Genomic DNA, 17,357 nt, shown 5'->3' with positions numbered 1-17,357 from the left:
GTGCTTTCGTGCTTACTGGTTGCCGCAGGTGGCCGCGGACGCGGCCACCGAAGCCGACACGGCGGGCGTGTCGAGCCAGGGCAGGTCGTGCCCCATCCGGTCCCGCTTGGTGCGCAGGTACCGGAGGTTGTGCTCGCCGGCCTGGACGGGCATCGGCTCGCGGCCGGTGACCTTCAGGCCGTGGCGCAGCAGCGCCTCGGTCTTGTCGGGGTTGTTGGTCATCAGCCGGACGCCCCGTACGCCGAGGTCGGCGAGGATCCGCGCGCCGGCGCCGTAGTCGCGGGCGTCGGCGGGCAGGCCGAGTTCCAGGTTGGCGTCCAGGGTGTCGTGGCCCTGCTCCTGGAGCTCGTAGGCGCGCAGCTTGGACAGCAGGCCGATGCCGCGTCCCTCGTGTCCGCGCAGGTAGACGACGACGCCCCGGCCCTCGGCCTGGATGCGTGCCAGGGCGGTGTCCAGCTGGGGGCCGCAGTCGCAGCGCAGGGAGCCGAAGACGTCGCCGGTGAGGCATTCGGAGTGGACGCGGACCAGCACGTCCTCACCGTCGCCGAGCTCGCCGTGGACGAGCGCGACGTGTTCGACGCCGTCGACGGTGGACCGGTAGCCGTAGGCGGTGAAGGTGCCGTGCCGGGTGGGCAGGCGGGTCGCGGCCTCGCGGCGGACGGTGGGCTCGCTGCCGCGGCGGTAGGCGATCAGGTCCTCGATGGAGATGATCGTCAGGCCGTGCTTGCGGGCGAACGGGATCAGCTCGGGCAGCCGGAGCATCCGGCCGTCCTCACCGGCGATCTCCACGATGGCGCCGGCCGGGCGGAGCCCCGCGAGCCGGGCGAGGTCGACGGCGGCCTCGGTATGGCCGTTGCGCACCAGGACGCCGCCGGACCGGGCGCGCAGCGGGAAGACGTGGCCGGGGCGGACGAAGTCGGTGGGCTCCGCCGTGCCGCCCGCGAGCAGCTGGAGCGTCGTCGCGCGGTCGGCGGCCGAGATGCCGGTGCTCACGCCGTGGGCGGCGGAGGCGTCCACCGAGATGGTGAACGCGGTCTTCATCGACTCGGTGTTGTCCTGGACCATCTGCGGCAGCTGGAGCCGGTCCAGTTCCTCGCCCTCCATGGGGGCGCAGATCAGGCCCCGGCACTCGCTCATCATGAAGGCGACGATCTCGGGGGTCGCCTTCTCGGCGGCGATGACGAGGTCGCCCTCGTTCTCCCGGTCCTCGTCGTCCACGACGACCACCGGGCGGCCCGCCGCGATGTCGGCGATGGCCCGCTCGACCGGGTCGAGGGCGAAGTTCTCGGTGTCGTCGGTGCCGTGCAGCAGCGGTGCCGAGGTCATGCCGGGGCTCCTTCCAGTGCGGGCCGCGGGCCCCGGCGGGAGCGCAGCCACCAGTCGCGCATGCCCCACAGGACGAGTGCGCCGTAGATGACGTAGACGAAGCCGGAGAAGGCGTAGCCGTTGGCGAAGTTGAGGGGGACGCCGACGAGGTCGACGAGCAGCCAGGCGATCCAGAACTCGACCATGCTCTTGGCCTGGGCGTACATCGCGACGATGGTGCCGACGAAGATGTAGGCGTCGGGCCAGGGGTCCCAGGAGAGCTTCGGGTAGGCCGTGAAGAGCAGGGCGACGGCGACCGTGCCGGCGGCAGCCGCGGCGAGCATGCCCGCGCGCTCCCGCCAGGTGGCGAAGCGGGGGGCGATGTGGCCGTCGTCGGACCGGTCCTTGGTGCGCTGCCACTGCCACCAGCCGTACAGCGCGACGGCCATGACGACGACCTGCTTGCCGGCGCTGCCGGTCAGGTGGCCGTAGAAGGCGGCGAACAGGACCAGGCCGGACAGGAACTGCACGGGCCAGGTCCACAGGGAGCGGCGCCAGCCGAGGGCGAGGGTGATGAGGCCCAGGATGTTGCCGATCATGTCGGACCAGATGATGTGCTGGCCGAAGAGGGTGAACGCCTCGGAGTTCATCCAGTTCACTTGCCGGCTCCCTGTCCGGCCGTGAGCAGCCGCTCCACGTACTTGGCGATGACGTCCACTTCGAGGTTGACCGGGTCGCCGGGCTGCTTCAGACCGAGCGTGGTGAGGGCGAGGGTGGTCGGGATGAGGCTGACGGTGAAGTGGTCGTGGCCGGCCTCCACGACGGTGAGGCTGATGCCGTCCACGGTGATGGAGCCCTTCTCCACGACGTAGCGGGAGAGGTCCGCGGGGAGGGAGATCTTCACGATCTCCCAGTGCTCGGAGGGCGTGCGGGCCAGGATCTCGCCGGTGCCGTCCACGTGCCCCTGCACGATGTGTCCGCCGAGGCGGGCGCCGACGGCGGTGGGACGCTCCAGGTTGACGCGGGAGCCGAGGGTGAGCGCCCCCAGGCTGGAGCGCTTCAGGGTCTCGGCCATGACGTCGGCGGTGAATTCGTCACCCTCGTGCTCGACGACCGTGAGACAGACCCCGTTCACGGCGATGGAGTCGCCATGGCGTGCGCCCTCGGTCACGACGGGGCCGCGGAGCCGGAAGCGGGAGGAGTCGCCGAGGTTCTCGACGGCGGTGACCTCACCCAGTTCTTCGACGATTCCGGTGAACACTTCCCGGGTCCTCCTGCCTCTTCGGGCACGGACTCCGGGGCTGTCGATGACGACAGAAAAGTACGGATGAGCACACACCGGGGGCGTCGCCGAAAGGAACACGCCCGCGCACGGACGCGTCCGGATACGGCGGCGCGCACACGGAGAACGCATGCCCGCCCGCCGCGCACTGCCTCCCATCCGGACTTTAACCGTCGGTCCAGGAATTTCACCTGGTCAACCGGCCGCTGGAAGCGACCGGGTCGCGGACTGTAACCGCCGGTTCGGACTTTCACCGACCCCGGAGTGCGCTGCTTCTGGTACAGGGCCAGTGTGCCACGCCCGGTGCGCGTCCATGCGGGTGAACGGTGTGGGGTCGCTCACAGCACGTGTCGCCGTCTTCGCGTCCCGCAGCCGCCCGCGCCAACTGGCCGGTACGGCAGGAGCATTGGCCCCGGTCCGGACCATTGACCGTACTGGTCTAGTCCTTTTAGGGTGCGGACGGGCCCGGCGGCGGTGACGACGGCCCTTGCCCGCCGCCGGGCCGCCACCGCGCCGAGTACAGTCACCCGCATGACGGCACCGGTGATCCGCGCGATCGAGTGGGACGGGACGGCGTGGGACGACCCCTCCGAGGACCAAGTCCACGATCTGCTCGCGGACATGAGCCTGACCTGGCGCTTCGTCATCGTCGAGCGGCTCGGCCGGGAGCCTGCCGGGCACCACTACATGCAGGTGTACCTCAATGACGACCTGAGCTACCAGGTGGAGTACCGCGAGGGCGGCCCGGAGCGGCACTTCCAGGCCCGGGTCGCGCGCGAGCACGAGGTGTTCGCCGTCGAGCCCGTGGCCGAGGTGGTACAGGCCTGGGCGTTCGAACGACCGGGCTGGCGGGAGGCGCTGCCGTGGGTGCCGTGGCGGCCTTCGGGGGAGCCGGTACAGCCCTGATGTCCGGGGGCGCGGGGTCAGGCGGTCGGCCGCTCCGGTGACGTGTCAGCCGCCCGGGCGGTCCGGTGGCGCGAACAGTTCGTCCTGGGCCCGGTCCCGGGCGGTGAGGAGCGCGCCGCGGAGTACGGCCGTCCCGCCGAGGCTGCTCGCCCGCACCTCGGTGGCCAGCGGCGACATCCGGCGCAGCCGCTCCTCCACCAGCCCGGCGAGCACCGTGCCCCCGGCCTGGCCGACCTCCCCGCCGAGCACCACACAGCCGGGGTCCAGAACGGCCACCACGGATGCGGCACCGACGGCGATCCGGTCGGCGAGGATCCGGAGGAAGCGGGCGGCGGGAAGGTCGCCGGGCGGAGCCGCCGGGGTCGCGCCGCCCGGCTCAGCCCGTGGGGGCGCCCCGCATCCGAGATGCCCCGCCGACGCCGACCCCGACTCCGACACGGAAACGCGGCCCGAATCGGCGCCGGACGCCCACGCCGCAGGTCCCGCCTCCCTCGGAGCGAACGCGAAGCCGCCGTCCGGCTCGACGTCCGAACGCCCCGCCCCTGGCCCCGCCTCCCCCGAGGCGGACGCGGTCACAGCATCAGGCTCCGCGCCCCCCTTCACCTCCGTCCCACCGGGCCGCCTCCCGTCCCCCTCACCCGGCCGCGCCTCCACCTGACCCGGCCGTGCCACCGGCACCGCCGCTCCCGGCCCCGTCACGGGCACCGCCATCGGCCCCCTCTCCCCCGCCACGGGCACCGGTACCGGCACCCCCTCCTCTGCCTTCTCCACCTCCGCCACCGCGCCCCGCACCGCCTCCGCCGCCCCGGGGCCGTCCGGTGCGGCCGGGGCCGGGAGGCCGCACTCGGCCGCGAGGGAGGTGACCGCCGCCGCGCCGGTGAGGGAGTGGAAGCCGCCGGCGCAGTCGCCGGCCGAGGGCAGCGTGGCCGTTCCCGGGACCGGCAGGAAGCCGATCTCGCCGGTGCCGCCGGAGGCCCCGCGGCGCAGGGCGCCGTCCAGGACGACCGCGGCGCCGACGCCGTGGCCGAGCCAGAGCAGGACGAAGGTGTCCCGGTCGCGCGCGGCGCCCTCGCGCTGCTCGGCCAGGGCGGCCAGGTTGGTCTCGTTCTCGACGGTGACCCGCGCGCCGGGCAGCCGGTCCTGGAGGGTGACGGCCAGGCTGCGGTGCCAGGCGGGCAGTCCGACCGAGTCGCGGAGGTCTCCGGTGGCCGGGTCGATCAGGCCGGGCGCGCCGATGCCGACGGTGTGCAGCCGGTCTGCGCCGGCCTCCTTCGCGGCGCTCTCCACCGCCGCCACCGCCTGCTCCACGGCGGGCCCGGTCCCCGCGTCGGGGCCGATCGGCACGGACGCCTCGGCGAGCACCCGGCCGAGCAGGTCGGAGACGAGGACGAAGACGCCCTCGGTGCGGACGTCGAGGGCTGCGAGGTGGGCGCGGTCGGCGACGATGCCGTAGAGCCGGGCGTTGGGGCCCCGGCGCTGTTCTCCGGACTCGCCGACCACCGTGATCAGGCCGGAGGCCGTGAGCCGGTCGACCAGGTCGGCGACCGTGGGCCGGGACAGTCCCGTCAGCTGCTTCAACTGCCCTGCCGTGAGCGGGCCTTCCTGCTGCAACAGCCGCAGGGCCAGCCGGTCGTTGAGGGCCCGGGCGGTGCTGGGTGATGCGGGCATGACGGGAATCCTCCCAGATCGCCGGGGTGGGACAGGGCCTGGTATGCGCTATCTATCAGGCAGGGTTCCTGATAGTTTACGGCGCGTCGCAGTGGAGCGGCGCCTACGGGGCCGGGCACTCCCGGGGAGGGGACAGGATCATGAGTGACGTGACGCGTGCGGGCGACGAGGTCAGGCGCGCCCGGTACGCCGTGGCGGCCGTCTTCGCCGTGCACGGCGCCGTGACCGGCTCGTTCGCGACGCGTGTGCCGTGGGTCCAGGACCACACCTCGCTCGGCGCGGGCCAGTTGGGGTTCGCGCTGGCCTTCACGGCGCTGGGCGCCTCGTGCGCGATGCCGCTCGCGGGCGGGATCACCCATCGTTTCGGCAGCCGTACGGCCCTGCGCGGGCTGCTCGCGCTGTGGACGCTCTCCCTGATCCTGCCGTCGATCGCGCCGAACCTGGTCACCTTGTGCCTGGCGATGTTCGTCTACGGCGCGAGCGCGGGCATGGCCGATGTCGCGATGAACGCGCTGGGGGTGGAGGTCGAGCGCCGGCTCGAAAAGTCGATCATGTCGGGTCTGCACGGCATGTGGAGCGCGGGCGCGCTGATCGGCTCGGCGGCCGGCACCCTCGCCGCGCACCTCGGCGCGGACGCGCGCGCGCACTTCGCCCTGGCCTCGGCCGTCCTCACCCTGCTCGGCCTGGTGGCCTGCACCTGGGTGCTGGACCTCCAGCCCGCCGAGGACGAGGAGCCGCCCCCGCGGTTCGCGCTGCCGCCGCGCTCCGCCCTGCTGATCGGCGCGGTCGGCTTCTGCGCGGTGTTCGCGGAGGGCGCGAGCCTGGACTGGTCGGCGGTGTTCCTGCGGGACCGGCTGGACAGTTCGGCCGGGCTGGCGGCGGCCTCCACGACCGGGTTCATGCTGACCATGGCGGTGGCGCGGATCGCCGGCGACGCCGTGGTGAACCGTTTCGGCGCGGTCCGCACGGTGCGGTCCGGCGGCGTCCTGGCCGGGCTGGGCGGCCTGCTGGTCGTGCTCGCCGGGCACCCGGTGGTGGCGATGGCCGGGTTCGCGCTGATGGGGCTGGGCATCGCGGTGGTCGTCCCGCTGTGCTTCGCGGCGGCCGGGCACGCGGGCCCGAACCCCAGCCAGGCCATCGCGGGCGTGGCGACCATCACCTACACCTCGGGGCTGATCGCGCCGAGCCTGATCGGCGGGGTGGCCCAGGCGACCAGCCTGATGGTGTCCTTCGTGGTGGTGACGGCCCTGGCGTGCGGGCTCGCGGTGTTCGCGGGCGTGCTGCGCACCGCCGAGCGCGGCGGCGAGGTCAGCCGGCGGGCCGCAGCAGTTCCCGACCCACGGCCCTGAAGGTCTCGCTCCAGGGCGCGGGGCGCAGGGTCGCCGCGTCCAGCCGGACCAGCACGCGGGTGCCCCGGGCGTAGGTCTCGGTCCCGTCGGCCGAGCAGAGCCGGAAGCCGTAGGTGAGGCCGGTGGTGCCGAGCCGTTCCAGCCAGAGGTGGACGGCGTAGGCGCCGGGGCGGGTGACCGGTGCCTCGTAGCCGATGCGCAGCTCGCGGACCGCGTTGCAGGCGTCGCCGGCCGCCGCCCAGTCGCCGTCGAAGCGGACGCCGTGCTCGCTCCACAGCTCGGTCCAGGCGCGCTCGACCATCAGCGGGTAGCGGGCGTTGTGCAGCAGCCCGAGCGCGTCGAGGTCGTCGAAGTGGACGGTGACGGGGATGAGCCGGCCGTAGGAGACGGCGGGGGCGGTCGGGGCTTCGGCGGTCACGGGAAGGGCTCCTGAGCAGCGCTGTTGGGGTGGCGACACCCCCGTACACCACCATACTAAGCGACCGCTCAGGAGCCCGGCCTGGAAGCCCCCGGGCCGGCGAGGGGGTCAACCCGCTATCGAGTCCAGCTGCTCGGCGGCGGGCCGCAGCGCCCAGAGGTCTCCCCCGGGCGGCGCCTCCAGCCTCGGCACGGCCGCCTTGGCCGACGGGTCACCGGCGTCGGCCGCCGCGTGCACCACGTCGGCCGCCGCGTAGCGGTGGAACTCCAGCTCCGGGTGCGGCCAGGCGGCGGCACCGGTCGCGGCGGGCAGCAGGTAGTCGACCGCCTTGGACAGGCTCTGCCCGTCCGGCCCCGCGTAGTCCCACAGGTTCACCCCGACGTGCCGGCCGATGGCCGCGAGCCGGGTGTAGGCGACCAGGTCGAAGGTCGAGTAGTGCCAGCTCCGGGTCCGGGTGAGCTCCTGGGGCTGGCTGCCGTCGGCCGCGATCTGCGGGTCGATCCGCTTCGCGCGCGCATCCAGCACGGTCCGCCGGGCGAGCGCGGTGTCACCGGTGGCGTAGGCGAGGGCGGCGAGCTGCATGTCGTAGAAGGTGCCGTGGTTGTTGGCGGCGGCGCCCTCCTGCCGGCCGAAGTCGCTGTTCGTCAGCCAGTCGCGGAAGTCCTCGTTCCACCGGGTCATCGCGGTGCGGTCGGCGGCCGTCCAGCCGGGTGCCCCGGCGGCGAGGATCGCCTGTGCGTCCAGGACGCTGGTGTAGGACTGCGAGAAGTCGATGACGCCGATGGCCCGGCCGTCGTACTTGCACGGGATGAACTGGGCGTGGTCCAGATTGGGGTTCATCCGGGTGGCCGGGTCGAGGAACCAGGTGCGCAGGATCCGCCCGGCCTTCTCGGCGTAGCTGCGCCTGCCGGTGTAGTACCAGGCGAGCGAGAGGTCGTACGTCGCGTCGAAGACCTTCTCCACGTCCTGCCGGTCGGTTCCGCTGTCGACCTCCGGATTGCGCCGGCCGTCGCGCTGGACGTACGGGCAGCCCCAGGGGTTGTCGGCGGTGGGGGCGGTCGTGGGCCACCAGTAGGGGGCCTGGCTCAGGTAGTCGTGGACGTCGCCGCCGGGGGCGGGCTTCGGCTTGTCGACGACCGTCCAGGGGCCCTGGTCCAGCCAGGCGTCGGCGCGGGCGGTCAGGTCCGCGAGGGCGTGCCGGAGCCGGGCGTCGTGGGGCAGGCGGGCCCGGGTCCGCTGGAGGCGGACGCCGTCGAGGACCGCGGTCCGCGGAGCCGCCTTGGACGGGGCCGGTGCGGCGTGGGCGGAGGGGACGAGCAGGGCTCCGAAGGCCACCACGGCGGTGAGGAGCGCGGCGGCACGGGGTCTTCCACTCATTCAGGCACTCCGATCTTCGCTCGACCCGATCAGACACCCGATCAGGTATGTGAACGCAGTTCACGAGGAGGACCGTGCGAGCGTAGAGCCGCCAGGTACCCCTGACAATGGTTCGGACCCTCTTCACGTACAGAGAAAGCGAAACCCCTTATGGATCTCGGCGTGCGCTGGAAGCTGCACGGTGACGGGCGCACGCCCGCGCCCGGAGCGGTGGTACGCCCCGACGAACGGCTGTCCTGGCCCCGCACCGTGGGCCTGGGCGCCCAGCACGTGGTCGCGATGTTCGGCGCCTCGTTCGTGGCCCCCGTGCTCATGGGCCTGGACCCCAACCTGGCGATCATGATGTCGGGCGTGGCGACCATGATCTTCCTGCTCGCCACCCGCGGCCGGGTGCCGAGCTACCTCGGCTGCTCCCTGTCCTTCGTGGGCGTGGCCGCCGTCATCCGCGCCCAGGGCGGTACGAGCGCGACCGTGACCGGCGCGGTCCTCGTCGTCGGCGCCGTGCTGTTCCTGGTCGGCCTCGCGGTGCAGCGCTTCGGCGCGCGGATCATCCACGCCGCCATGCCGCCGATCGTCACCGGCGCGGTCGTCATGCTGATCGGCTTCAACCTGGCCCCGGTGACCGCGTCCACCTACTGGCCGCAGGACCAGTGGACGGCCCTGCTGGTGATGCTCTTCACCGGTCTGGCGGTCGTCTGTCTGCGCGGTTTCTGGTCCCGCGTCGCGATCTTCCTTGGCCTGGTGTTCGGATACGGCCTGTCCTGGGCGTCCGACCGGATCTTCGGCAAGATCCACTCGGTGGACGCGAGCGGCAAGCTCACCGACCACTGGCGCCTGGACCTCTCCGGCGTCTCCAAGGCCGACTGGATCGGGCTGCCGTCCTTCCACGGCCCGACCTTCCAGTGGTCGGCGATCCTGGTCGCGCTGCCGGTCGTCATCGCGCTGGTCGCCGAGAACGCGGGCCACGTCAAGGCGGTCGGCGAGATGACCGGCGACCCGCTGGACGACAAGCTCGGTACGGCGATCTCGGCGGACGGCGTCGCCTCCGTGCTGTCGACGGCCGTCGGCGGCCCGCCCAACACCACCTACTCCGAGAACATCGGCGTGATGGCCGCGACCCGCGTCTACTCCACCGCCGCCTACTGGGCCGCCGCCGGCTTCGCGCTGCTCTTCGGCGTCTGCCCCAAGTTCGGCGCGGTCGTCGCCGCGATCCCCGGCGGGGTGCTCGGCGGCATCACCGTCATCCTCTACGGCATGATCGGCCTGCTCGGCGCCCAGATCTGGCTGAACGCCAAGGTGGACCTGCGCAACCCGCTGAACCTGGTGCCGGCCGCCGCGGGCATCATCATCGGCGTCGGCAACGTCACCATGAAGTTCACCGACACCTTCTCGCTCAGCGGCATCGCCCTCGGCACGCTGGTCGTCATCACCGGCTACCACGCGCTGCGCGCCTTCGCCCCGGCCCATCTGAAGAAGCAGGAACCGCTGCTGGACGAGGGCACGTCCTCCTACGACACCGGGGCCGACTCGGCCGTCCCGCGCGCCGAGTCGTAGTCCGGCGTTCCCCCGTTCCGGCGAAGCACCGGGCCGGTCGGCACGCCGGCCGGCCCCGGGCTGGGACCCTTCCCCCATGGTGCAGTTGGAACACCTCACCGCCCCCGTCGACGCCGTCGTCGCACGGATGCGCGCGCTGGACGCGGCCCTGCCCCCACGGGACGGCGTCGCCGTGTTCAACCGGGTCTACCTCGCCGTCACCGAGGAGATCGACCGGCGCCTGGACGCCGGGGAGTTCCCGGACCCGCGCGCGGCGACCGCGCTGGACGTGCGGTTCGCCGAGCGCTATCTCGCGGCGGTGGACGCGGCCGACGCGGACCGCCGCCCGCCCGCCTGCTGGCGCCCCCTGTTCCAGTTCCGCCGCCATCCCGGCGTACGACCGCTCCAGTTCGCGCTGGCGGGCATCAACGCACACATCGGGCACGACCTGGCCCTGGCCGTGGTCGACGCCTGCCACACACTCGGCTGTGAACCGGCCGACCTGGAGGACGAGTTCGACCGCGTGGGCGATCTCCTGGTGTCGCTGGAGGAGCGCATCCGCGAGGATCTGATGCCGGGCCCCGACCTGTTCCAGATCGCCGACCCGCTCACCCATCTGCTGGGCTCCTGGAGCCTGGAGCGGGCCCGGGACGCGACCTGGGCGGCGGCTCGGGCCCTGTGGGCGCTGCGGCACTGCGCCGACGTGGTCGAGGAGTTCACCGAACGGCTGGACGCGGCGGTGGGGTTCGCCGGCCGGATGCTGCTGACACCGCTGGCCGACTGAGATCCCGGCGCATGGGAAAGGCGCGGAGGGCCGGAGTCCGTGGCCGGCCGCCCGCGCCCTGGTCCGTCTCCCGGGTCAGTCCTCGGGAAGCTCCACCGGCGCGATCTCGTCGTAGACGTCACCCGGGCCGGGGTTCGCCGCGTCGGTCGCGCCGCCGAAGTGGTGCATGACGCCCCAGACCGCGTTCAGCGCGGTCTGCACGGCACCCTCGGCCCAGCCGGCCGTCCAGGAGATGTCGTCGCCGGCGAGGAAGATGCCCCGCTTGTCCTCGGGCAGCCGGTCCTGCACGAAGTGCGTGAACAGGCGCCGCTGGTAGCGGTAGTGGCCGGGCAGGTTGGCCTTGAACGCGCCCATGAAGTAGGGCTCGTTCTCCCAGGAGACGGTCACCGGGTTGCCGATGATGTGCTTCCTGATGTCGACCTTCGGGTAGATCTCGCCGAGCGACTTCAGCATGACCTCCATCCGCTCGTTCGCGGACAGCGGCAGCCACTTCAGGCTGTCGTCGCACCAGGTGTACGACAGGCAGATGACGGCGGGCTTGTCCGGGCCGTCGTCCAGCAGGTAGGTGCCGCGGGTCATGCGGTCGGTGAGCGTCATCGACATGACGTCCCGGCCCGTGTCCTCGTCCTTGTCCAGCCAGAACGGCCGGTCCACCGGCACGAACAGCTTGCTGGACTCCATGTAGTGGGTGCGCTCGATCGCGGTCCAGTGGTCGATCGGGAACAGCGAGTCGTCGCAGGCGATCTTGGACAGCAGCATCCAGGACTGGGCGGTGAAGATGGCCGCCTTGTAGGTGCGGATGTCGCCGTGCGCGTCGGTGACGGTGATCTGGTTGCCGGCGGTGCGGTGCAGCCGGGTCACGGCCGGGCGGGGCTCCCCGTCCACGTGCAGCGACTTCAGGGACGTCCCGTACGGCCAGTGGACGATCTTCTCCGGCTCGCGCTCCCACAGCCGCAGCGGCAGCCGCTGGGAGCCGCCGACGATGCCGCGGTGGTGGTCGTCGGCCTCGGTGTAGACGACGCGGAGGATCTCCAGGATGGAGTTCGGGAAGTCGGTGTCCCAGCCGCCGGTGCCGAAGCCGACCTGGCCGAAGATCTCGCGGTGCCGGAAGGACTTGAAGGCCTCGGAGTCGCAGAGGAAACCGTAGAAGGTCTGGTTGTCCAGCTTCTCGACGAGCTTCGCCCAGATCTCGCGGATGCGCGGGACGTCCCGCTCGCGCATGGCGCGGTTCATGTCGGAGAAGTCGGCGCCCTCCTCCAGGCACTTGTTCCAGGCGTCGGCGACGTCCCGGTACACCTGGGGCAGGTCGTCGATCGTCTCGGCGTAGTGCGACTCGCCCTTGAGGTCGACCACGGTGGACGGGGTCGCCTCGGCCAGGGGGTTCGGGAAGGGCCTGGTCTCCAGGCCGACCAGGTCGATGTAGTGCTGGAGCGCGGTGGAGGACGGCGGGAAGCGCATCGCGCCCATCTCGGCGGTCAGCGAGTCGTCGCAGCCCTCGAAACCGACCGTGCGGAGCCGGCCGCCGATCTGGTCGGCCTCGTAGACGACGGGCTTGAGACCCATCTTCATCAGCTCGTACGCGGCCACGATGCCGGACAGGCCGCCGCCGATGATCGCGACCTCGGTGCCGTGCTCGGTCGCCGGCACCTGGCCGAGGCCCGCCGGGTGGGCGAGGAAGTCGTCGTAGGCGTAGGGGAAGTCCGGGCCGAACATGGTGATCGGCGGCTGCTGCTCGTCGGTGTGCTCGACGGCGTTGGGCACCGTGGACGTCATGGGGTACGGACTCCTTGCACGGGTGGTTCGGGGGAAGGCTCGGGTGTTCAGACGAGGGACCCGTACAGACCGGGGCGGCGGTCCTCCAGGTACGGGTTGTGCTCGCGGGATGCGGCCAGGAAGGCGGGGTCGGCGTCGGCGAGCACCAACTGCTCGGCACGGCCGGCGCGGGTGCGGGCGACGCCGTCGGGACCGGCGAGGACGGAGAGGCCGACGAACTCGAACTCGCCTTCCTGGCCGACCCGGTTGACGTAGGCGACGTACATCTGGTTCTCGAAGGCGCGCACCGGGATCATCGACTCGGCGACGAACTGGAAGGGGTGCATCTGCGCGGTCGGCACGACCAGCAGGTCGGTGCCGGCCAGGGCGTGGGCGCGGACGTTCTCCGGGAACTCGACGTCGTAGCAGATCAGCAGGCCCACGGTGAGGCCGTTCAGCTCGGCCTGGACGACCTGCTGCTCGCCCGGCGTGAAGTGGTCGCGCTCGAAGCAGCCGAAGAGGTGGGTCTTGCGGTAGTTGGCGAGCCGGGTGCCGTCGGCGGAGATCAGCTGGGCGGAGTTGAAGACGGCGTCGCCGTCGCGCTCGGGGTAGCCGTAGGCGAGGGCGAGGCCGTGCCGGGTGGCGATCTCGGCGATCGCGTCGGCGGAGTCGCCGTCGGCGGGCTCGGCGAGGCGGGCGATGCCGTCGCCGATCGCGTACCCGGTGAGGAACATCTCCGGTGCGGCCAGCAGTCCGGCGCCCGCGGCGGCGGCCCGGCCCGCGGCCTCGTCGAGGACCTTGAGGTTCTCGGTGATCGAGCCGGGACGGCCGGAGCTCTGGAGCAGGGCGGTGCGCATGCGTGATCCTCACCGGAACGGGGGGTTTGGGGGGCCAGGAAGAAGGTACGTTCGGCGCGCTCGGCCGGACAAGAAGGAGCCGTTGCGCGCCGGTGCGCGGTTTGTTGCGCCGAGGACGGGCTGGGCGGCGATTCGTTGCGCGGGGCCGGTAAGGGTGACGGGAGGAGCACGGAAAAGGGCTCGGGGCGCCTTGTCGTCGGCCGGGTGCGGGTGGTCCGGGGCGCTCGCGCGGTTCCCCGCGCCCCTTCAGGGAGCTGATCCGCAGCCGGTGACGACAAGGCGCCCCGAGCCATGGTCCGCTCCTATCCCGGCGCCCCGGAGGAGAAGCGGCGCAGCAGCGGCGACAGCACCAGCACCGACTTGGTCCGCTCCACGAACGGCTCCCCGGCGATCCGCTCCAGCACCCGCTCGAAGTGGCGCATGTCGGACGCGAAGACCTGCGCGACGGCGTCCGCGTCCCCGGTGACGGTGGACGCGGCCACGACCTCCTGGTACCGCTCCAGCCCCCGTTGGATCGTCTCCGGCGAGGTGTTCCGCCGGCAGTAGATCTCGATGAACCCCTCGGTCTCCCAGCCGAGCGCCGCCGGATCCACCCGCACGGTGAATCCGGTGATGGCTCCGGTGGCCCGCAGCCGGTCCACGCGCCGCTTCACCGCGGGCGCGGACAGACCGACCATCTGCCCGATGTCCGCGTAGGAGCGGCGGGCGTCCTCGGCGAGGGCGTGCACGATGCGTTCGTCGAGATCGTTCAGCACTGGGGGTCGTTCACTTCTTCGGTCCGGTCACTTCTCTGCCGTCGCCGCGAGAGCGTCATCGGCCGCGAGACGGGAACGGCGGTAGCCGTACAGGAAGTAGAACACGAGCCCGGCGGCCATCCAGCATCCGAAGACCACCCAGGTGACGGTGTCGAGGCTGAACATGTTGTACGCGCAGAACAGGAAGCCCAGCACCGGCAGGACCGGGCCGAACGGCACCCTGAACGCGCGCTCCAGCTCCGGGCGCCTGACCCGCAGCACGATCACCGCGATGTTGACCAGGCCGAAGGCGAACAGCGTGCCGATGCTGGTGGCGTCGACGAGCTTGCCCAGCGGGATGAGGGCGGCGAGCGCACCGCAGAAGAGGGACACGATCACCGTGTTGAGGCGGGGCGCGCCGGTCTTCGGGTGGATCCTGCCGAGCGCCTTCGGCACCAGGCCGTCGCGGGCCATCGCGAAGAGGATGCGGGTCTGGCCGTAGAGCACGGTGAGCACCACGCTCGCGATGGAGATGACCGCGCCGAGCGCGAGCAGCGTGCCCCAGAAGGTCTGACCGCTGACGTCGTTCATGATCCCGGCGAGGGCGGCCTCGGAACCGTCGAACTTCTTCCAGTTCCAGGCGCCGACGGCGACGGCCGCGACGAGCACGTACAGCGCGGTCACGATGATCAGCGACAGCATGATCGCCCGCGGCAGGTCCCGCTTGGGGTCCTTCGCCTCCTCACCGGCGGTGGAGGCGGCGTCGAAGCCGATGTAGGAGAAGAACAGCGTGGCACCGGCGGCGCTGACGCCGGTGATGCCGAGCGGCATGAAGTCGGCGTAGTTGCCCGACTTGAAGCCCATGACGCCGATCGCGCAGAACAGCACCAGCGCGGCGATCTTCACACAGACCATGATCGTGTTGGCGCGGGCGGACTCCCGCGCGCCGCCGAGCAGGAGCACCATCGCCAGCAGGACGACGATCAGGGCCGGCAGGTTGATGACGCCGCCCTCGCCCGGCGCCGAGGACAGGGCGGCCGGGATGGTGACGCCGATGGTGCCGTCCAGCAGTTCGTTCAGGTACTCGCCCCAGCCGACGGCGACCGCGGCCACCGAGACGCCGTACTCCAGCACGAGACACCAGCCGCAGACCCAGGCGACCAGTTCGCCCATCGTTGCGTACGCATACGAGTAGGAGGAGCCGGCGACCGGGATGCTGCCGGCCAGTTCGGCGTACGACAGGGCCGAGAACAGCGCCGTGAGACCGGCGATGACGAAGGCGAGGGTGACCGCGGGACCGGCCTTGGGGACGGCGTCGCCGAGGACGACGAAGATGCCGGTGCCGAGGGTGGCACCGATGCTGATCATGGTCAGCTGCCACAGCCCGAGGGAGCGCCTGAGCTGCCCTCCCTCACCGTGGCCGCCCTCCGCGACCAGGTGTTCCACGGGCTTGCGACGCATGAGGCGCGCGGCGACGCCCGGGGACGCGGGGGCCGCCGTTGGCTGGTGGTGCGGGGGTGCGCCTTGGTCGAGCACGCGCTGGCTCCTTATCGCTGCCGGTGGTTGCGGGGCGGGCCGGCAAGAGCGCCGGCCCTCGTGGGCGGGAACCGGCGGAGCCTGCGAGGGCAGGAACCCGCCGAGCGGGGTCCCCGCCACGCCACGTACTAGCGCAGCACCCTATGAGGCGGGCCTTCACGGGCGTAATGCAGCAACCTTGCGTCTACCCGCATGATCATTGCGTTCATCGGGACGGAATGACAAATCGTTGCGCGTGACCTGCCGACCTTTGCGCACGCGTCCCGGGGGTCCCGTTTCCCGGCCGGCTTCCCTCTCGTGCGCCGGACGCGCCGACGGCCCCCGTCGTTCCCGGGCACGGGATCGACGGGGGCCGTCGGCGCGGAGCGGGGATCAGTTCCAGCTGGCGTGCAGCGGCTTGCCCTCGGCGTAGCCGGCCGCGCTCTGGATGCCGACGATGGCCTTCTCGGCGAACTCCTCCAGGGAGCCGGCACCGGCGTAGGTGCAGGAGGAGCGGACGCCCGCGATGATCGCGTCGATCAGGTCCTCGACGCCCGGTCGGGCCGGGTCGAGGAACATGCGGGAGGTGGAGATGCCCTCCTCGAACAGCGCCTTGCGGGCGCGGTCGTACGCCGACTCCTCCGACGTGCGGTTGGCCACCGCACGCGCGGAGGCCATGCCGAACGACTCCTTGTAGGCGCGACCGCTCGCGTCGTGCTGGAGGTCACCGGGCGACTCGTAGGTGCCCGCGAACCAGGAGCCGACCATCACGTTGGACGCGCCGGCGGCGAGCGCCATGGCGACGTCACGCGGGTGGCGGACACCGCCGTCGGCCCACACGTGCTTGCCGTACTTCCTGGCCTCGGCCGCGCACTCCAGGACGGCGGAGAACTGCGGGCGGCCCACGCCGGTCATCATGCGGGTGGTGCACATGGCGCCCGGCCCGACACCGACCTTGATGATGTCCGCGCCGGCGTCGATCAGGTCCTTGACGCCCTCGGCGGAGACGATGTTGCCCGCGGCGATCGGCACCCGCGGGTCGAGCGCGCGCACCACCTTGATGGCGTTGATCATCGACTCCTGGTGGCCGTGCGCGGTGTCGATCACGAGCGTGTCCACGCCCGCGTCGAGCAGCTGCTTGGCCTTGCCCGCGACGTCGCCGTTGATGCCGACGGCGGCGGCGATCCGCAGCCTGCCGTTCGCGTCCACGGCCGGCGTGTACAGCGTGGCGCGCAGCGCGCCCTTGCGGGTGAGGATGCCGGCGAGCTTGCCGTCCTTGTCGACGGCCGGTGCGTAGCGGCGGTTGTGCTGGTCGAGGGTGTTGAAGGCCTCGCGCGGGTCGATGTCGGCGTCCAGCAGGAGCAGGTCCTTGGACATGACGACTTCGAGCTGGGTGAAGCGGTCGACACCGGACAGGTCGGCGTCGGTGACGACACCGACGGGCCGGTGGTTCTCGTCCACGACCACGCCGGCGTTGTGCGCCCGCTTGGGCAGCAGCGCCAGGGCGTCGGCGACGGTCTGGTGCGGGGCCAGCACGATCGGGGTGTCGAGCACCAGGTGGCGGCTCTTCACCCAGGAGATCACGTCGGTGACGACGTCGATCGGGATGTCCTGCGGGATGACCACCAGGCCGCCCCGGCGGGCCACCGTCTCGGCCATGCGGCGGCCGGCGATGGCGGTCATGTTGGCGACGACGAGCGGGATGGTGGTGCCCGTGCCGTCCGGCGAGGCGAGGTCCACGCCCTGACGCGAGCCGACCGCGGAACGGCTCGGCACCATGAACACGTCGTCGTACGTCAGGTCGTACGCGGGCTGGATGTCATTGAGGAAACGCACGTGCTGCACATCCCAGTCGATCAGAGGCGACCCCCTGACAG

The 17,357-nt window shown here is 72.0% G+C and carries 15 protein-coding genes and 1 riboswitch; of the genes, 4 read left to right on the top strand and 11 right to left on the bottom strand.

All coding sequences use genetic code 11. From position 1 onward, the window contains the following. Nucleotides 1-12: 12 nt before the first annotated feature. From IE273_RS10960 to IE273_RS10950, 3 genes are read right to left on the bottom strand one after another with little or no spacing between them, the layout of a single operon-like run. Entirely contained in the window at nt 13-1,326 is a 1,314-nt protein-coding gene (locus IE273_RS10960; protein WP_189814938.1) for a bifunctional 3,4-dihydroxy-2-butanone-4-phosphate synthase/GTP cyclohydrolase II, read from the bottom strand. Continuing rightward, nucleotides 1,323-1,964: a nicotinamide mononucleotide transporter family protein gene (locus tag IE273_RS10955; protein WP_189814937.1), complete on the bottom strand. Its 642-nt coding sequence runs from the start codon at nt 1,962-1,964 to the stop codon at nt 1,323-1,325. Before IE273_RS10955 ends, IE273_RS10960 begins: the two co-directional genes overlap by 4 nt. Beyond that, entirely contained in the window at nt 1,961-2,566 is a 606-nt protein-coding gene (locus tag IE273_RS10950) for a riboflavin synthase (RefSeq protein WP_189814936.1), read from the bottom strand. Before IE273_RS10950 ends, IE273_RS10955 begins: the two co-directional genes overlap by 4 nt. 162 nt (nt 2,567-2,728) lie before the next feature. Next, nucleotides 2,729-2,859: riboswitch (FMN riboswitch) on the bottom strand. Nucleotides 2,860-3,118: 259 nt separating this feature from the next. On the opposite strand from IE273_RS10950, the gene IE273_RS10945 reads away from it, so the two are divergent. Then, a complete protein-coding gene (locus IE273_RS10945) occupies nt 3,119-3,493 on the top strand; it encodes a hypothetical protein (RefSeq protein ID WP_189814935.1) in 375 nt (124 codons plus the stop codon). Between the two features lie 45 nt (nt 3,494-3,538). Here the strand turns inward: IE273_RS10945 and IE273_RS10940 are convergent, their stop codons facing one another. Then, on the bottom strand, nt 3,539-5,161 hold the full coding sequence (locus IE273_RS10940; protein WP_189814934.1) for an ROK family transcriptional regulator: 1,623 nt from the start codon (nt 5,159-5,161) through the stop codon (nt 3,539-3,541). A 140-nt stretch (nt 5,162-5,301) separates the two neighbouring features. Here IE273_RS10940 and IE273_RS10935 point away from each other — a divergent pair, with 140 nt between their 5' ends. Further along, on the top strand, nt 5,302-6,510 hold the full coding sequence (locus IE273_RS10935; protein WP_189814933.1) for an MFS transporter: 1,209 nt from the start codon (nt 5,302-5,304) through the stop codon (nt 6,508-6,510). Here the strand turns inward: IE273_RS10935 and IE273_RS10930 are convergent. Together IE273_RS10930 and IE273_RS10925 are read right to left on the bottom strand one after the other, a co-directional pair. Beyond that, nucleotides 6,470-6,928 carry an acyl-CoA thioesterase gene (locus IE273_RS10930; protein ID WP_189814932.1) on the bottom strand — a complete coding sequence of 153 codons (459 nt, stop codon included), beginning with the start codon at nt 6,926-6,928 and terminating at the stop codon, nt 6,470-6,472. The genes IE273_RS10935 and IE273_RS10930 overlap by 41 nt on opposite strands. Nucleotides 6,929-7,036: 108 nt before the next feature. Continuing rightward, the gene (locus IE273_RS10925) at nt 7,037-8,305 is read right to left on the bottom strand and encodes an alginate lyase family protein (protein ID WP_189814931.1); all 1,269 of its coding nucleotides are present in this window, start codon (nt 8,303-8,305) and stop codon (nt 7,037-7,039) included. A 150-nt stretch (nt 8,306-8,455) separates the two neighbouring features. Here IE273_RS10925 and IE273_RS10920 point away from each other — a divergent pair, with 150 nt between their 5' ends. After that, nucleotides 8,456-9,859 (top strand): uracil-xanthine permease family protein, encoded by a 1,404-nt coding sequence (locus IE273_RS10920; protein ID WP_189814930.1) that lies wholly within the window; start codon nt 8,456-8,458, stop codon nt 9,857-9,859. 76 nt (nt 9,860-9,935) lie between these two features. Next, a complete protein-coding gene (locus tag IE273_RS10915) occupies nt 9,936-10,622 on the top strand; it encodes a DUF5995 family protein (protein ID WP_189814929.1) in 687 nt (228 codons plus the stop codon). Between the two features lie 75 nt (nt 10,623-10,697). On the opposite strand, the gene IE273_RS10910 is transcribed toward IE273_RS10915, so the two are convergent. The 5 genes from IE273_RS10910 to IE273_RS10890 form a co-directional block, all read right to left on the bottom strand. Continuing rightward, entirely contained in the window at nt 10,698-12,395 is a 1,698-nt protein-coding gene (locus tag IE273_RS10910) for a flavin monoamine oxidase family protein (protein ID WP_189814928.1), read from the bottom strand. A gap of 47 nt (nt 12,396-12,442) precedes the next feature. Continuing rightward, nucleotides 12,443-13,231 carry a carbon-nitrogen hydrolase family protein gene (locus tag IE273_RS10905; protein WP_189814927.1) on the bottom strand — a complete coding sequence of 263 codons (789 nt, stop codon included), beginning with the start codon at nt 13,229-13,231 and terminating at the stop codon, nt 12,443-12,445. 302 nt (nt 13,232-13,533) lie between these two features. Further along, complete coding sequence (locus IE273_RS10900; RefSeq protein WP_014671501.1) at nt 13,534-13,986, bottom strand: Lrp/AsnC family transcriptional regulator; 453 nt, start codon at nt 13,984-13,986, stop codon at nt 13,534-13,536. 27 nt (nt 13,987-14,013) lie between these two features. After that, nucleotides 14,014-15,501: an amino acid permease gene (locus IE273_RS10895; RefSeq protein ID WP_189814926.1), complete on the bottom strand. Its 1,488-nt coding sequence runs from the start codon at nt 15,499-15,501 to the stop codon at nt 14,014-14,016. Nucleotides 15,502-15,873: 372 nt separating this feature from the next. Further along, entirely contained in the window at nt 15,874-17,316 is a 1,443-nt protein-coding gene (locus tag IE273_RS10890; protein ID WP_189814925.1) for a GuaB1 family IMP dehydrogenase-related protein, read from the bottom strand. Between the last annotated feature and the right edge of the window lie 41 nt (nt 17,317-17,357).

It is taken from the genome of Streptomyces olivaceoviridis, from assembly GCF_014650115.1.
In the GTDB taxonomy this organism is placed as follows: domain Bacteria; phylum Actinomycetota; class Actinomycetes; order Streptomycetales; family Streptomycetaceae; genus Streptomyces; species Streptomyces olivaceoviridis.
This window is presented reverse-complemented; position numbering and strand designations above follow the sequence as displayed.

Excerpts from the sequence above, each read along its gene's own strand:
- IE273_RS10960 (WP_189814938.1), bottom strand. The coding sequence starts at position 1,326 with ATGACCTCGGCACCGCTGCTGCACGGCACCGACGACACCGAGAACTTC.
- IE273_RS10945 (WP_189814935.1), top strand. The coding sequence starts at position 3,119 with ATGACGGCACCGGTGATCCGCGCGATCGAGTGGGACGGGACGGCGTGG.
- IE273_RS10940 (WP_189814934.1), bottom strand. The coding sequence starts at position 5,161 with ATGCCCGCATCACCCAGCACCGCCCGGGCCCTCAACGACCGGCTGGCC.
- IE273_RS10935 (WP_189814933.1), top strand. The coding sequence starts at position 5,302 with ATGAGTGACGTGACGCGTGCGGGCGACGAGGTCAGGCGCGCCCGGTAC.
- IE273_RS10925 (WP_189814931.1), bottom strand. The coding sequence starts at position 8,305 with ATGAGTGGAAGACCCCGTGCCGCCGCGCTCCTCACCGCCGTGGTGGCC.
- IE273_RS10920 (WP_189814930.1), top strand. The coding sequence starts at position 8,456 with ATGGATCTCGGCGTGCGCTGGAAGCTGCACGGTGACGGGCGCACGCCC.
- IE273_RS10915 (WP_189814929.1), top strand. The coding sequence starts at position 9,936 with ATGGTGCAGTTGGAACACCTCACCGCCCCCGTCGACGCCGTCGTCGCA.
- IE273_RS10910 (WP_189814928.1), bottom strand. The coding sequence starts at position 12,395 with ATGACGTCCACGGTGCCCAACGCCGTCGAGCACACCGACGAGCAGCAG.
- IE273_RS10905 (WP_189814927.1), bottom strand. The coding sequence starts at position 13,231 with ATGCGCACCGCCCTGCTCCAGAGCTCCGGCCGTCCCGGCTCGATCACC.